Raw genomic sequence first — 14,591 nt, 5'->3', positions numbered from 1 at the left:
AGTAGAAACATCCGGCGACTCTTATCTAAAAGTGCGACTGGTTTTATCAGCTGAGTCAGTGATAATGCCTGCTGCTGCTTTTATATTCATCGAGCATTTTTGAGGGCAACACATTTTATGTGGAACAACGGTCTTCTTGATTTATCAGTTTGGCAACTGGTGGTAGCCATCCTGTTGATGACCCATGTGACCATTGTCGGCGTCACGGTTTATCTACATCGCTACTCCGCCCATCGTTCGTTGGAACTCAACGCTGGGCTCAAACACTTTTTCCGTTTCTGGCTGTGGCTGACCACTGCCCAGAACACCCGTGAGTGGACCGCCATTCACCGCAAGCATCACGCCAAATGCGAAACCGTCGATGATCCACACAGTCCTGTGATCAAAGGGCTGTCTACTGTACTGCGCAAAGGCGCCGAATTGTATCGCGCTGAAGCGGAAAATCCGGACACACTTCGCATCTACGGCAAAAATTGTCCGAACGACGGGATCGAACGCCACTTGTACACTCGTTTCCCTCTCCTCGGGATCTCGATAATGGCGGTGATCGACCTCGCGTTGTTCGGCGTGATCGGCATCACCGTCTGGGCGATACAGATGATGTGGATTCCCTTCTGGGCCGCAGGCGTCGTCAATGGTCTTGGTCATGCCGTGGGCTACCGTAATTTCGAATGCCGTGACGCGGCGACCAATCTGGTGCCATGGGGCATCCTGATCGGCGGCGAAGAGCTGCATAACAACCATCACACCTACCCGAACTCGGCCAAGTTGTCGGTCAAGAAGTGGGAGTTCGACATGGGCTGGGCCTGGATCAAGGTTTTCAGCTTCTTCCGTCTGGCTAAGGTTCAACGCGTTGCGCCTATCGCCCACCGGGTTGAAGGCAAGGGCCATGTTGACATGGATACCGCCATGGCAATCCTCAACAATCGCTTTCAGATCATGGCTCAGTACCGCAAATTGGTGATCGCGCCGCTGGTGAAACAAGAACTGACCAAGGCCGATGTGTCGGTACGCCATCAGTTCCATCGCGCCAAGCGCCTGCTCTCTCGAGAAACCAGCCTGCTTGATGACAAGCACCATCTGCACATCCAGACCATGCTTGAACACAGCCAAGCACTGAAAGTGATCTACGAGAAGCGCTTGGCATTGCAACATATCTGGCTAAAAACCAGCACCAACGGTCACGACATGCTCGCCGCGATCAAAGAGTGGGTTCATGAAGCCGAAGCCAGTGGTATCCAGTCACTGCGTGATTTCGCCAGCCAACTGAAAACCTACTCGCTACGGCCTGTCGCCGTCTGACACCGTTGATCGGCGCGCCCCGCCCGGGAGCGCGCCTGCTGGAACTTCATGTCCTACTTTCTATCTGAATGAATAGCTCACTATTTCGGTGGGCTCACTTGTGGCTGTGCGCCGCACATCTTCTAGAGATGCAGTGCTCATGGACAGACAGACACCCATTAACCAGCCCTCTCCCACCGACCTGCCGCCTTCCGCGGAAACCCTCCTGGCGCTGATGCACGCCCAAGCAGAAGTCGCACGCCTGAGCGAACGAGAACAGCTTTTCAGTTCGCTGCTGGTCAGCGTCAACGCGGTGTTATGGGCGTTCGACTGGGAAACCCAGCAAATGATTTACGTCAGCCCGGCCTATGAGCAGATTTTCGGGCGCTCGGCCGGCCTGTTGCTCGCCGACTACAACGAGTGGCGCGACAGCATTTACCCCGACGACCTGGACTATGCCGAACGCAGCCTGACCCAGGTGCTGGACAAGGGCGCCATCGAAGACCGCGAATACCGGATCATCCGTTCAGACGGGCAGGTTCGCTGGCTGAGCGACAAATGCTTTATCAGTCGCCAGGAACTCGGACAGCGTCTGATTGTGGTGGGTATCGCCGAAGACATCACCGAAAAGAAGCAGCTTGAAGGCGAACTTCAACGTCTCGCCACCACTGATGTGCTGACCCAGAGCAGTAACCGTCGGCACTTTTTCGAATGCGCTCAGCATGAGTTCGAACAGGCTCGCTTGCAGGGCTTGCCCTTGGCGTTTTTGCTCTTGGACATCGATGATTTCAAGTTGGTCAACGATACATACGGCCATCAGGAAGGCGATCAGGTGTTGCAACGCATCGCCGAGAGTGGACGTTCAGCTCTTCGTCGAGGCGATGTGTTCGGACGTATCGGCGGGGAAGAGTTTGCCGCCGTGCTCCCTGGGTGCGCACCGGACATGGCCAAGCAAATCGCCGAACGGCTGCAGCGGGAAATCCAGCGCCTGAGCTTCCAGTGCAACAACCAGGCATTCGGCATCACCGTAAGCCAGGGCCTGACCAACCTCCGCGACGATGACCTTGGCCTGGAAGTTCTCTACGCTCGGGCCGATGCCGCGATGTACCAAGCCAAACGTCAGGGCAAGAATCAGATTGTCTTGGTCTGAAGGTTTTCTGTCCCTGATGCAGCCTTTTCGCGATTTTTTCGCGAAAAATGGCCTATTGGCCAACGAAGATTTACGTCTTGCGCAACCGCCCCAGCTCTGATGCCCCGATCTTCAAGAGACGGGCCGGTTTGCTGTTGGCCAGTGCATCAACGCCCTCTTCCGGGCCGAGCAGCGCCAGTTGCGCCGCCACATTCATAGCCAGGGCCTCGCGCGAGTACACGCCTCCGCCGAAGTGATAGACCGCCGCGATCAACTCACGCAGTTCCAGTGGCAAGCGCCAGCGCGTGCGCAGAGCCGAACCGAACCCCGCACCGAATTGCGCCAACGACTCGCTGACCGCCTTCTCATCCAGCTCACCACCGGCCAGCATCCAGTCCTGCAAGCAACGCAACACCGTCAAATCACCCAGACGGTGCAGCAATCCGGCACAGAAACAACGCTCTTGGTCCAGATCCAGCAAACGCGCAAGCGAGCGCGCGTATTCAGCCGCGCGGCTCGACTGCTCCCAAAAACGCTGGGCGTGGGTGATCAGCCCTTTGTCCGTCAGCCTCGCCCCGCGCTTCATGGCCAGGCCAAGGAGCAGATTGACACTCTGCGTCGGGCCCAGCGCCTGCAGCGCCTGCGACAAGGTCTGCACGCCTTTGCCCAAGTGCTGCGCCGCACTGTTGGCCGCAGCGATCAATACTGCCGTGATATGCGGGTCAGCTCGCAGTTCCTGCTCCAGCAGCCTCAAATCCGCGCCGGTCGCACCCTGACTGCTCCTCAGCGCCTGATGCACATCCACCCGCAAGGGCGCGCCATCTGCGGTTTCCCGGCGACTTTCAAGGAACTGCGACAGACTCAAACCAGGTGCCAATGCCGGAATTTCGACAGCGACCGGCTCACTCGACTGAAGCAGCAAATCTTCCAGGCGTTGGCGCAGACCGTCCATATTCAAGGGCTTGGTCAAGTAAGCGGTGGGCGCCAGCGGCAATGCCTCGCGCACGCTGGCGCTGTCATTGCGGCTACTCAGCAGGATAAAAGGCAACGTCGGCTGACGACGCTGTTGACGCACCCCGCGCAGCAGGTTCAAGCCATCGGAGCCCGGCAGTTCCCAACCGGCAATCACCAGATCGGGGTGGTGATGACTCAACCAGTCTTGCGCCTCCAGCCCTTCGGAGCACACTTTCAGATCAGCATCACCGCGCACGCTCAGGACTAATTCGGTCAGCATGTCGCGCACCCAAGGGTCAGCCTCAGCGATCAAAACACGGGGTGCAGTGGGCGGTTCAAGAACAGTCATTCCGGGCTCTCCGACAGCGATACCCGCACTCTATCCAAACAAACCGTGGGGATATAGGCGCTAAGCGCAAATGCTTGTCCTAAAACAAGAAAAACCCGCCGAAGCGGGTTTTTTTGCTTACTTACTCACACTTATGCGAGTTCAGCGAAGCACTCTTCCATGATCGCCAGGCCTTTGTCCAGCAACTCGTCAGGAGCAGTCAGAGGCACCAGAACGCGCAACACGTTGCCGTAAGTACCGCACGACAGCAGGATCAGACCCTTGTCGCGCGCTTTGGCTACAACCTGAGCCACAGCAGCCGCGTTAGGCTTGTGCGGATCACCGCCTTCAAACAGCTCGACCGCGATCATTGCGCCCAAGGCACGAACGTCACCGATTACTGGGTACTTGGCTTGAATCGCGCGCAGGCCCGTCACCAGACGCTCGCCAACCGCTTTGCAACGCTCCAGCAGGTGCTCTTCTTCAAACACGTCCAATACGGCCAGTGCAGCAGCGCATGCAATCGGACTACCTGCATAAGTGCCACCCAGGCCGCCTGGAGCGATGGCATCCATGTACTCAGCTTTGCCGCAAACGCCAGCCAACGGGAAACCGCCAGCAATCGACTTGGCGAAGGTGGTCAGGTCGGCAGATACGCCCATCTGTTCCATCGCGAAGAACGTACCGGTACGACCAGCGCCAGTTTGAACTTCGTCCGCGATCAGCAGAATGCCGTGCTTGTCGCACAGGGCACGCAGGCGAATCATGAACTCTTTCGGCGCAACGTAGAAACCACCTTCGCCCTGAACAGGTTCGATGATGATTGCGGCGATATCACGTGGCTCGGCGTCATTTTTGAAGATGCGCTCGATGCTGGCGATGGAGTCGTCAACCGTCACGTCGTGCAGTGCACATGGGTACAGCGCGCGAAAGATGCCGCCTGGCATCAGGCCCATGCCGGCCGAGTAAGGCACGACTTTACCGGTCAGACCCAGGGTCATCATGGTCCGGCCGTGGTAAGCGCCAGTGAACGCGATGATACCGGCACGGCCAGTGGCGGCGCGGGCAATTTTCACAGCGTTTTCTACCGCTTCGGAACCGGTGGTGACCAGCAGGGTTTTCTTCTCGAAATCACCTGGCACCTTGGCGTTGATCTTTTCGCACAGCTCAACGTACGGTTCGTAGGCCAACACCTGGAAACAGGTGTGGGTCAGCTTGGTCAGTTGTTCTTGCACGGCCGCGATAACTTTCGGGTGCAGGTGACCGGTGTTGAGTACCGCGATACCGCCCGCGAAGTCGATGAACTCACGACCTTCAACGTCGGTAACAGTAGCGTTTTTCGCGGAAGCCGCGAAGATCGGGTGGATCTGGCCCACGCCGCGCGGAACAGCGGCATTGCGGCGTTTCATCAAGGATTCGTTGGTCTGGCTCATAATGTCCTCATTCACCGCTCATCGGGCGGCGTAGTTCAAGGATTAAGCAGTCGGGTGGCAGTTGCAGCAGCATACGATGATCGACTGCTGCAACGTTCCAACTACAGGTGGAATTACGTGTCGCTACTGTGCTGACAGAATTAGATGCCCAGGCACAGGTACTTGATTTCCAGATAATCTTCGATGCCGTACTTCGAGCCTTCACGGCCCAGACCCGACGCCTTGATCCCGCCAAACGGCGCGACTTCGTTGGAGATCAGGCCTGTGTTAACGCCAACCATGCCGTATTCCAGTGCCTCGGAAACACGGAATACGCGGCTAAGGTCGCGGGCGTAGAAGTACGACGCCAGACCGAATTCGGTGTCATTAGCCATCGCGATCACTTCGTCTTCATCTTTGAAGCGGAACAGCGGAGCCAGCGGACCGAAGGTTTCTTCCTTGGAGACAGCCGCATCTTTAGACACGTTGACCAGAATGGTCGGCTCGAAGAAGTTACCTTCCATGCTGTTGCCGCCAGCCAGTACGGTCGCGCCTTTGCTGATGGCGTCAGCGATATGTTCCTTGACCTTGGCCACGGCTTTTCCGTCGATCAACGGGCCGGTAGTGGTGCCGACTTCCAGGCCATTACCGATCTTGAGCTTGGACACCGCGACTTTCAGCTTCTCGGCGAACGCGTCATAGACTGCGTCCTGCACGTACAAGCGGTTGGCGCAAACGCAAGTCTGACCGTTGTTACGGTACTTGGAGATGATCGCACCTTCGACCGCCTTATCCAGATCGGCGTCGTCGAACACGATGAAGGGCGCGTTGCCGCCCAATTCCAGGGACACTTTCTTGATGTCCTTGGCGCATTCAGCCATCAGTTGGCGACCGACTTCAGTCGAGCCTGTGAAGGACAATTTACGCACGATAGGGTTACTGGTCAGTTCGCCGCCGATGTCGCCAGCACTGCCGGTGACAACACTGAACACACCATTCGGGATACCCGCGCGGTGCGCCAGCTCAGCCAACGCCAGAGCCGAGAACGGAGTCTGCGAAGCCGGTTTCAGAACCATGGTGCAGCCAGCAGCCAACGCCGGGCCCGCTTTACGGGTAATCATCGCTGCAGGGAAGTTCCACGGCGTAATCGCCGCCGTCACGCCGATTGGCTGCTTGATCACAATCAAACGCTTGTCTGGCTGGTGACCAGGAATCACATCACCGTAGATGCGCTTGGCTTCTTCAGCGAACCACTCGAGAAACGAAGCGGCGTAAACGATTTCGCCCTTGGCTTCAGCCAGCGGCTTGCCCTGTTCCAGGGTCATCAGGCGAGCGAGGTCGTCCTGGTTTTCAATAATCAGTTCAAACCAACGACGCAGCTTGTTCCCACGGTCCTTGGCGGTCAACGCACGCCAGGCCGGCAGCGCCTTGTTAGCAGCTTCGATCGCGCGACGGGTTTCAACAGCACCCATCTTCGGAACAGTCCCGAGGATCTCATTGGTAGCCGGGTTGTTCACCTTGATCGTCTGACCATTGTCCGCATCCAGCCAAACGCCATCGATAAAGGCTTGCTGACGGAACAATTGGGTGTCTTTAAGCTGCATGTCGGTCTCCTAAACAGCACCGCGCACGCGCGGAGCGAATTTTTTTGTTTGTTCAAAGGCGCCTATAAAAGGCTGCCGTCAGGAAATCATTCACCGTACTCAAGCACAAATAGCGCACTGATCGTAGAACGTGCGGTTCAGCACCCAGCCAAAAGCGTTTGAAATCTCAAACGAATCCTAGGGTCTGCGGGGGTAAAGGACAATAGTCTGTTCGAAAAAAAGAACGAAAACGGAGTTTAGCCGATTAGTTTCAGATCAACGTCACGTTCACACCCTGTTACGTGCGAAATCAACAACAGCACTCACCAGCATGGACGCCCGCCAGCCAGATGAGTATCATGGCGCCCGCATTGCACCAGTAGCTCAGCTGGATAGAGTACTGCCCTCCGAAGGCAGTGGTCGTGGGTTCGAATCCCGCCTGGTGCACCAAATAGCTGTTTCGACCTGTCGTTGACAGCCTACGAAACACCCCAAGAAGCCCGCCCTATGCGGGCTTTGTTGTTTCTGGCTATCCCTCCCTGTCTCGCCCCATAACTTCAAACCATGTATGCCCCCTTCGTATGCATTTGCAATGCCTTGAAATGGACGCATGCACGCAGTGATGCGCACTGAAATCAAGCGCCGTCCCCTGACTTGACTCCCGCCTTTGCTCGACACATTCTTCGGGGACACCTACAACTCCTGAAGGAACGAGAGCGCATGAAACTGGAAACCATGGCTATCCACGCAGGCTATAGCCCCGACCCGACAACTAAAGCAGTAGCGGTGCCGATCTACCAAACCGCGTCCTACGCGTTCGACGATACCCAGCATGGTGCCGACCTGTTTGACCTGAAAGTCGCAGGCAATATTTACTCGCGCATCATGAACCCTACCAATGACGTGCTCGAAAAGCGCGTTGCAGCCATGGAAGGCGGTGTAGGTGCGTTGGCGGTTGCGTCAGGTATGGCCGCGATTACCTATGCGATCCAGACCGTGGCCGAAGTGGGTGACAATATCGTCTCGGTGGCCAAGCTTTATGGCGGGACTTACAACCTGCTGGCGCATACCCTGCCGCGCTTTGGTATCCAGACGCGTTTCGCTGCCCATGACGACATCGCGGCGCTTGAGGCGCTGATCGACGACAAGACCAAGGCGGTTTTCTGCGAATCCATTGGCAACCCGGCCGGCAATATTATTGACCTTCAGGCACTCGCCGACGCTGCCCACCGGCATGGTGTGCCGCTGATCGTCGATAACACCGTTGCCACGCCAATTCTTTGCCGCCCCTTCGAGCACGGTGCCGACATCATTGTGCACTCGCTGACCAAGTACATCGGCGGACACGGGACCAGCATCGGCGGCATCGTCGTCGACTCCGGCAAATTCCCATGGGCTGACAACAAAGAACGTTTCCCCCTGCTTAACACGCCCGACCCGTCCTACCATGGCGTGACCTACACCGAAGCCTTCGGCCCAGCCGCCTTCATCGGCCGCTGCCGGGTAGTGCCACTGCGCAATACGGGGGCGGCGCTGTCGCCATTCAACGCCTTCCTGATCCTGCAAGGCCTGGAAACGCTTGGGCTACGCATGGAGCGCCACACAGAAAATGCGCTCAAAGTCGCGCACTATCTCAAGGCTCATGAAAACGTCGCGTGGGTGAAATACGCCGGGTTACCCGACCATCCAGAGCATGCACTTGCTTTGCGTTATACCGCTGGTAAACCCGCATCGATCCTGTCGTTCGGTATCAAGGGCGGACAGGAGGCCGGGGCACGCTTTATCGATGCCTTGAAACTGGTGGTGCGCCTGGTCAACATCGGCGATGCCAAATCACTGGCCTGCCATCCTGCGTCCACCACTCATCGCCAGTTGAACGACGAAGAGCTGGAAAAGGCCGGCGTGCCAAGGGATATGGTCCGACTCTCCATCGGCATCGAACATTGCGATGACATCCTCAGCGACCTCGCCCAAGCTCTGGAGGCTGCGGTTCCCCGGTAACTTTTTGAAGCTGAGGACTGGCGCCTGGCGTCAGTCCCGGAGCTCAAAAAAAAATCCCATCAAAGCGACTTGAGCGATTCAAGGCCTGAAGGGATTCCTTTCACATCGGACGACGCATCAATCACGTTTGCAGGTTTTGATGCCCAGCAGTGAATAGGCTGGGCAAAAGCGGAAGATGCCGGTCGCCAGTGGTACTACGCCAATCCAGCCCCACACGCCAATGACCCCGAATACGGTCAGCCCGATGAGAATAACGCCCAGTGCGATGCGCAGGACGCGGTCGATGGTTCCAACGTTTGCGTTCATGGTGATCTCCCGATCAATGTGCGCGCCGGGCTTCCAGCGCGGTGAATAACAGCATGCCGACCAGCATGGCCAACACGAAAACAAAAGCTTGCCAGTGGGCCGTCAGCAGAAGGACCACTGCCGGTCCCGGGCATATCCCGGCGATGCCCCAACCGATACCGAACAGCAGGCTGCCACCGATCAAGCGCGCATCCAGCTCGCGTTTGACGGGCAGTTGCATCGGCGCACCCAGCAACGATTTCGATTGTTTGCCGGCCCAGTTGAACGGCACGCTCGCCACGGCGATGGCGCCGACCATCACAAGCGCCAGCGACGGATCCCAAGCGCCTGCCAGATCGAGAAATCCCAGCACTTTGCCCGGGTTGGCCATACCGGCGAGCAAGAGGCCGATACCAAATAGCAGGCCAGCAATGAAGGCTGTCAGTTTGCGCATGATTAGCTCCCGAGAAGATGACGCAGGACAAAGACGGTGATGAATCCCGCGAACATGAAGGTGATGGTGGCCGCGATAGAGCGCGGGGAACGCCGGGAAATTCCACACACCCCGTGCCCACTGGTGCAGCCCGAACCGTAGCGGGTGCCGACGCCCACCAGCAAACCGGCCACTGCCAGGCCAAACCAACCGCTTTTGAACGCTATTAGCGGCAAGGCAGCAAACAGTCCCCACACCAGTGGCGCAATCAATAGGCCGAGCAGGAAAAGTGCCTTTTCGCTACGGCCTTCGCTGTCGGGCTGTAGAAGGCTGCCGAGCAGACCGCTGATCCCGGACACCCGTCCATTGGCCAGAACAAACAGGCTGGCGGCCAGCCCGATCAGCGCGCCTCCGGCCAACGAAGTCCAGGGTGTGAAATTTAACCAGTCGATCATCGTTGCGTCCCTCCGGTGCAGCAGGTTGTGTTCGTTCATTTTTCCGCCTGAGCCCATATTCAAATCGCGTTAAGCGGAATTTTCAGATAGCGGACGCCGTTGTCTTCGGGCTCCGGCAGAAGACCGCCGCGCATATTGATCTGCACCGATGGCAAGATGAGGACGGGCATTTCCAGGGTAGCGTCGCGTGCTTCGCGCATCTTGACGAAGGCGTCTTCATCGATGCCGTCGTGTATGTGGATATTGCTGGCGCGTTGTTCCGCGACGGTTGTCAGGTACTTGAGTTCGCGGCCATTGGGCAAGTAGTCGTGGCACATGAACAGATGGGTCTGTGGAGGCAGACTCAGGATCTTTTTTATCGAGCGATACATCGTTCGCGCATCGGCACCAGGAAAATCACACCGCGCAGTGCCGTAGTCCGGCATGAACAGGGTGTCACCTACGAAAGCGATGGTTTCGCCCTCGACTTCGACAACATAGGTCATGCACGCAGGTGTATGCCCCGGCGTGTGCATCGCCCTGGCCCGCAGCGAGCCAATGCTGAAGTGCGCGCAATCATCGAGCAGTACATCGAACTGACTTCCATCACGGGCAAAATCGCTGCCGGCATTGAAGAGCTTGCCGAACACGTCCTGCACAACGGTTATCAGGCTACCAATGGCGATTTTTCCGCCGAGCGTTTTCTTCAGGTAGGCCGCAGCGGAAATATGATCGGCGTGCACATGGGTTTCCAGTATCCACTCTACCGATGCGCCCAACTCACGAACCCGCGCGATCAATTGGTCGGCCGAATCGGTATGGGTACGTCCTGACTTGGGGTCGTAATCCAGCACGCTGTCGATCAGCGCACATTGCTTCGTCGCACGGTCCAGCACCAGATAACTGACCGTCCACGTATGGCTGTCGAAGAACGCTTCTACCTGCAGTTGGTCACCGATGATCACAGCTGCTCTCCTGATAGTTGGGTGACACGCGACTGGCGACCTGTATTCATCTTAATCAGCATGCCAATCTTCTATTATCTGAACAAACTTACAACCAACTGTTTTTATTGAGTTTTCATACGCCAACCCAAGGACAGCACGAGTGGGTGTCGTATCTCGAACACGAAAAACAGTCGACCATCATTCTGGATACCGACTACAACATCATAGCTGCCAACGTGGCTTATCAGCGTTAGTTCGGTACCCAATACTGTCGTGTATCACACCCGTTCTCGGTTCCCTACGATCAGGCCGACGAGCATTGCCCGGTGCGGACAGCTCATGCGTCTCGCGGCCTGGGTGTGACGTTCCGTCACTCCCGTTGCAGTTGAAAATATTGATCCAGATCAATATTAGCCACCGTCGCCGTCAGGACAATTCCGCCATCCCTGCGAGTACCCGTCATGCCAGGCCCCTTCGATTTTCTAAAAAAACCATTAATGAAGGAAATTGGCCTGATATTGCTTATCAAGCTCGTCTTGTTGTTGGGGATCCGAAGCATCTGGTTCAGCGCTCCGGTTGAGGTCATGGATGACGGCGTCAAAGTAGGCCAACACATGCTTGGCCCCCCTCCCGCACTTCCTGAGAAGAACCCCCAATGATCTCGGAATCAGTCGTCGACTTATCTCGACTGCAATTCGCTATGACGGCGCTGTATCACTTTCTGTTCGTCCCTCTGACCCTGGGCTTGACCTTCCTCCTGGCCATCATGGAGTCGGTTTATGTGATGACCGGCAAGCAGGTCTACAAGGACATGACCCGGTTCTGGGGCAAGCTGTTCGGCATCAACTTCGCCTTGGGTGTCACCACCGGCCTGACCATGGAGTTCCAGTTCGGGACTAACTGGGCGTACTACAGCCATTACGTCGGCGACATTTTCGGCGCCCCGTTGGCGATTGAAGGCTTGATGGCGTTCTTTCTGGAATCGACCTTCATCGGCCTGTTCTTTTTTGGCTGGGATCGTCTGACCAAAGTCCAGCATCTGGGGGTTACCTGGCTGGTGGCCATCGGTTCGAACATGTCGGCATTGTGGATCTTGATCGCCAACGGCTGGATGCAAAACCCGGTCGGCGCAGAGTTCAACTTCACCACTATGCGGATGGAACTGACCAGTTTCAGCGCCTTGCTGTTCAACCCCGTGGCACAGGTCAAGTTCGTCCACACCGTTGCGTCCGGTTACGTGACCGGCGCGATTTTTGTCTTGGCTATTTCAAGCTGGTACCTGCTCAAGGGCCGCGATATAGGGTTCGCGCGGCGCTCCTTTGCCATTGCATCGGCTTTCGGCATGGCGTCGATTTTTTCGGTGATCATTCTGGGCGACGAGTCCGGGTATGAAATCGGCGATGTTCAAAAAACCAAGCTCGCGGCAATCGAGGCCGAGTGGGATACCGAGTCCGCACCTGCAGCCTTTACCCTGTTCGGGCTGCCGAATCAGGCCGAGCAACGTACCGACTACGCGGTAAAAATCCCTTATGTCATGGGGATTATTGCCACGCGCTCGCTGGACACGAAGGTGACAGGCATCAAGGACCTGGTTGCCCAGCATCAGGTACGGATTCGCAATGGCATGGTTGCTTATGATCTGCTTCAGCAACTGCGCGCCGGGGATAAAAGCGAACAGACGGTCTCTGCCTTCAATGCGGTGAAAAAGGACCTGGGCTACGGTCTGCTGCTCAAGAAATACACGAACAAGGTGGTCGATGCCAGCGACCAACAAGTCAAGCAGGCCGCGCTGGACTCTATCCCGGGCGTGGCTTCGATTTTCTGGACCTTTCGCCTGATGGTGCTCAGCGGTTTCCTGATGCTGGCCCTGTTCGTCTGTGCGTTCTGGGCGTCTACCCGCAAGAACGAAATGAGCAAACCCTGGCTGCTCAGGTGGGCCCTGTTCAGCCTGCCACTGCCGTGGGTTGCCACGCAGACCGGCTGGTTTGTCGCGGAGCACGGTCGTCAGCCTTGGTCCGTCGGTGAAATACTCCCGACCCATCTGTCTGCTTCAAGCGTGTCGACCGGTGATGTCTGGGGTTCTCTGCTGGCGCTGATCGCGTTCTATAGCGTGCTGTTGGTGATCGAGATGTACCTGATGATCAAGTTCGCCCGACTCGGGCCGAGCAGTCTGCACACCGGTCGTTATCACCTGGAACGCGAGGCAACACCCGCCAACGCCACACAGCCGACCTTGGTCTGAGGAGCAAATGATGTTCGACTATGAAAGCCTCAAACTGATTTGGTGGGTACTGGTTGGCGTCTTGCTGATCGGCTTCGCCTTGACTGATGGTTTCGACCTCGGAGCCGCCGCGCTGATGCCCTTCGTCGGCCGCAACGATAACGAACGACGCGTGGTGATCAACACCATCGCGCCGCATTGGGATGGCAACCAGGTTTGGCTGATTACCGCCGGCGGGGCGTTGTTCGCCGCCTGGCCATTGGTGTATGCCGCCGCGTTTTCGGGCTTCTACTGGGCCCTGCTGCTGGTACTGTTCGCCTTATTCGTTCGCCCCGTAGGCTTCGATTATCGGAGCAAACTGAGCAACACCCGCTGGCGGCAAAGCTGGGACTGGGGCCTGTTCGTTGGCGGCGTGGTGCCTTCGCTGGTATTCGGTGTGGCGTTCGGCAACCTGCTCCTGGGCGTGCCCTTCCAGTTTGACGATACCCTGCGCTCCAGCTACCACGGCAGCTTCTGGCAACTGCTCAGCCCATTCGGGCTGCTCGCTGGCGTCGTCAGCTTGAGCATGCTCTGCCTGCACGGCGGCACATGGTTGATGATGCGTACAGAGGGTGACATCGCCCGGCGTTCTCGCAGCGCTGCTCAACTGTTCGCGGCGGTTTATCTGCTCACCTTCATCGGTGCCGGAGTCTGGCTCTTGCTGGGCGGCATTGAAGGTCAAACCATCACCTCAGCCTTCGATCCCGGCATAGCCTTGAATCCGCTGAGCAAAACCGTGGCCGCGAGTAATCCGGGCTGGATGGTGAACTACGGGAAATACCCACTAACCATCATTGCGCCGGTCTTGGGGATAGTCGGCGCGCTGCTGGCCCTGCTCTCGGCCAGCGGAGGTCACAGTCGCTGCGCGTTCCTGGGCAGCAGCCTGGCCATCGTTGGCACCCTCTGCACAGCCGGTTTCGCCCTGTTCCCGTTTGTCATGCCGTCGAGTATCGACCCTGCCTCCAGCCTGACCGTGTGGGATGCTGTTTCCAGCCGCATGACACTCAATATCATGCTGGTTGCGGCAGCGATTTTCGTGCCACTGATCCTCTGCTATACCCTTTGGTGCTACGCCAAAATGTGGGGCAAAGTGACCACCAAACACATCGACGCCAACACTCACAGCCTTTACTGAGGAGCACACACTATGTGGTATTTCGCCTGGATCCTCGGTGTCTTATTGGCCTGTAGCTTCGGCATCATCAACGTCATGTGGCTCGAGGCCACCGACACGCTGGACAAGGAGCCAGCGGGTGACCTCTGAAGCAACACCGCGGTTGCGACGCGCCAGCAGCAGGGTCTTGTCCCTGCTGCTGGCCGTTCCGTTGAGCCTGATTCTACTGATCAACCCCATCACCATCCTCAACGCCCAAGGGCACTACAACCACAACCTGCTGATGCTGGTCATGTGGGGCGTGGCTGCGGGGTACGTGCACGGCGTGGGCTTCGACCCGCATGCACGCGTGTGGCAAGTGGTGTTTCATCCGCTGGTAGCCTGGGGTCTGATGACCTTGGGCTATGCAGTGATGTGGGTGCATTAGGGC

Annotated in this window: 15 protein-coding genes, 1 tRNA gene and 1 pseudogene; 10 read left to right on the top strand and 7 right to left on the bottom strand. The window is 57.4% G+C overall.

Going from position 1 to position 14,591, the window contains the following annotated elements:
• Positions 1-117: 117 nt before the first annotated feature.
• The gene (desA, locus tag QN399_RS21650) at positions 118-1,302 is read left to right on the top strand and encodes a delta-9 fatty acid desaturase DesA (protein WP_322177257.1); all 1,185 of its coding nucleotides are present in this window, start codon (positions 118-120) and stop codon (positions 1,300-1,302) included.
• 139 nt (positions 1,303-1,441) lie between these two features.
• Positions 1,442-2,431, top strand: a complete 990-nt coding sequence (locus QN399_RS21645; protein ID WP_322177256.1) for a sensor domain-containing diguanylate cyclase — start codon at positions 1,442-1,444, stop codon at positions 2,429-2,431.
• A gap of 70 nt (positions 2,432-2,501) precedes the next feature.
• On the opposite strand, the gene QN399_RS21640 is transcribed toward QN399_RS21645, so the two are convergent.
• From QN399_RS21640 to gabD, 3 genes are all read right to left on the bottom strand, one after another.
• Positions 2,502-3,713 (bottom strand): HDOD domain-containing protein, encoded by a 1,212-nt coding sequence (locus tag QN399_RS21640; RefSeq protein WP_330201614.1) that lies wholly within the window; start codon positions 3,711-3,713, stop codon positions 2,502-2,504.
• Positions 3,714-3,844: 131 nt separating this feature from the next.
• The gene (gene gabT, locus QN399_RS21635; RefSeq protein WP_322177254.1) at positions 3,845-5,125 is read right to left on the bottom strand and encodes a 4-aminobutyrate--2-oxoglutarate transaminase; all 1,281 of its coding nucleotides are present in this window, start codon (positions 5,123-5,125) and stop codon (positions 3,845-3,847) included.
• 140 nt (positions 5,126-5,265) lie between these two features.
• A complete protein-coding gene (gene gabD / locus QN399_RS21630; protein ID WP_322177253.1) occupies positions 5,266-6,708 on the bottom strand; it encodes an NADP-dependent succinate-semialdehyde dehydrogenase in 1,443 nt (480 codons plus the stop codon).
• A gap of 352 nt (positions 6,709-7,060) precedes the next feature.
• Between gabD and QN399_RS21625 the strand changes: the two genes are divergently transcribed.
• Positions 7,061-7,137: transfer RNA gene (locus QN399_RS21625), tRNA-Arg, on the top strand.
• Between the two features lie 270 nt (positions 7,138-7,407).
• Complete coding sequence (locus QN399_RS21620) at positions 7,408-8,688, top strand: bifunctional O-acetylhomoserine aminocarboxypropyltransferase/cysteine synthase (RefSeq protein ID WP_322177252.1); 1,281 nt, start codon at positions 7,408-7,410, stop codon at positions 8,686-8,688.
• Between the two features lie 117 nt (positions 8,689-8,805).
• On the opposite strand, the gene QN399_RS21615 is transcribed toward QN399_RS21620, so the two are convergent.
• From QN399_RS21615 to QN399_RS21600, 4 genes are read right to left on the bottom strand one after another with little or no spacing between them, the layout of a single operon-like run.
• Positions 8,806-8,994, bottom strand: coding sequence for a DUF2892 domain-containing protein (locus QN399_RS21615; RefSeq protein ID WP_322177251.1), 189 nt, complete (start codon positions 8,992-8,994; stop codon positions 8,806-8,808).
• Positions 8,995-9,007: 13 nt separating this feature from the next.
• Positions 9,008-9,427: a DUF6691 family protein gene (locus tag QN399_RS21610; RefSeq protein WP_322218836.1), complete on the bottom strand. Its 420-nt coding sequence runs from the start codon at positions 9,425-9,427 to the stop codon at positions 9,008-9,010.
• 2 nt (positions 9,428-9,429) lie between these two features.
• Entirely contained in the window at positions 9,430-9,900 is a 471-nt protein-coding gene (locus QN399_RS21605; protein WP_322177249.1) for a YeeE/YedE family protein, read from the bottom strand.
• Between the two features lie 20 nt (positions 9,901-9,920).
• A complete protein-coding gene (locus tag QN399_RS21600; protein ID WP_322218834.1) occupies positions 9,921-10,805 on the bottom strand; it encodes an MBL fold metallo-hydrolase in 885 nt (294 codons plus the stop codon).
• A 98-nt stretch (positions 10,806-10,903) separates the two neighbouring features.
• Here QN399_RS21600 and QN399_RS21595 point away from each other — a divergent pair.
• The 6 genes and pseudogenes from QN399_RS21595 to QN399_RS21570 all read left to right on the top strand — a co-directional run.
• Positions 10,904-11,125: pseudogene (locus QN399_RS21595) on the top strand (AAA family ATPase); the annotation flags it as partial.
• Between the two features lie 123 nt (positions 11,126-11,248).
• Complete coding sequence (gene cydP / locus QN399_RS21590) at positions 11,249-11,446, top strand: cytochrome oxidase putative small subunit CydP (RefSeq protein ID WP_330201613.1); 198 nt, start codon at positions 11,249-11,251, stop codon at positions 11,444-11,446.
• A complete protein-coding gene (locus QN399_RS21585; RefSeq protein WP_322218832.1) occupies positions 11,443-13,029 on the top strand; it encodes a cytochrome ubiquinol oxidase subunit I in 1,587 nt (528 codons plus the stop codon). The genes cydP and QN399_RS21585 overlap by 4 nt, the downstream gene beginning before the upstream one ends.
• 10 nt (positions 13,030-13,039) lie before the next feature.
• Positions 13,040-14,182 (top strand): cytochrome d ubiquinol oxidase subunit II, encoded by a 1,143-nt coding sequence (cydB, locus tag QN399_RS21580; RefSeq protein ID WP_322218829.1) that lies wholly within the window; start codon positions 13,040-13,042, stop codon positions 14,180-14,182.
• Positions 14,183-14,194: 12 nt separating this feature from the next.
• Positions 14,195-14,311, top strand: a complete 117-nt coding sequence (cydX, locus tag QN399_RS21575) for a cytochrome bd-I oxidase subunit CydX (protein WP_219063702.1) — start codon at positions 14,195-14,197, stop codon at positions 14,309-14,311.
• Positions 14,301-14,588: a cyd operon YbgE family protein gene (locus tag QN399_RS21570; protein ID WP_330201612.1), complete on the top strand. Its 288-nt coding sequence runs from the start codon at positions 14,301-14,303 to the stop codon at positions 14,586-14,588. The genes cydX and QN399_RS21570 overlap by 11 nt, the downstream gene beginning before the upstream one ends.
• The last annotated feature ends 3 nt before the right edge of the window (positions 14,589-14,591 follow it).

The sequence above is a fragment of the Pseudomonas sp. 10C3 genome (assembly GCF_036346185.1).
Classification (GTDB): Bacteria; Pseudomonadota; Gammaproteobacteria; order Pseudomonadales; family Pseudomonadaceae; genus Aquipseudomonas.
This window is presented reverse-complemented; position numbering and strand designations above follow the sequence as displayed.

Bases quoted from the DNA above. Each gene is read 5' to 3' on its own strand.
- desA (WP_322177257.1), top strand. From the start codon at position 118: ATGTGGAACAACGGTCTTCTTGATTTATCAGTTTGGCAACTGGTGGTA.
- QN399_RS21645 (WP_322177256.1), top strand. From the start codon at position 1,442: ATGGACAGACAGACACCCATTAACCAGCCCTCTCCCACCGACCTGCCG.
- QN399_RS21640 (WP_330201614.1), bottom strand. From the start codon at position 3,713: ATGACTGTTCTTGAACCGCCCACTGCACCCCGTGTTTTGATCGCTGAG.
- gabT (WP_322177254.1), bottom strand. From the start codon at position 5,125: ATGAGCCAGACCAACGAATCCTTGATGAAACGCCGCAATGCCGCTGTT.
- gabD (WP_322177253.1), bottom strand. From the start codon at position 6,708: ATGCAGCTTAAAGACACCCAATTGTTCCGTCAGCAAGCCTTTATCGAT.
- QN399_RS21620 (WP_322177252.1), top strand. From the start codon at position 7,408: ATGAAACTGGAAACCATGGCTATCCACGCAGGCTATAGCCCCGACCCG.
- QN399_RS21615 (WP_322177251.1), bottom strand. From the start codon at position 8,994: ATGAACGCAAACGTTGGAACCATCGACCGCGTCCTGCGCATCGCACTG.
- QN399_RS21610 (WP_322218836.1), bottom strand. From the start codon at position 9,427: ATGCGCAAACTGACAGCCTTCATTGCTGGCCTGCTATTTGGTATCGGC.
- QN399_RS21605 (WP_322177249.1), bottom strand. From the start codon at position 9,900: ATGAACGAACACAACCTGCTGCACCGGAGGGACGCAACGATGATCGAC.
- cydP (WP_330201613.1), top strand. From the start codon at position 11,249: ATGCCAGGCCCCTTCGATTTTCTAAAAAAACCATTAATGAAGGAAATT.
- QN399_RS21585 (WP_322218832.1), top strand. From the start codon at position 11,443: ATGATCTCGGAATCAGTCGTCGACTTATCTCGACTGCAATTCGCTATG.
- cydB (WP_322218829.1), top strand. From the start codon at position 13,040: ATGTTCGACTATGAAAGCCTCAAACTGATTTGGTGGGTACTGGTTGGC.
- cydX (WP_219063702.1), top strand. From the start codon at position 14,195: ATGTGGTATTTCGCCTGGATCCTCGGTGTCTTATTGGCCTGTAGCTTC.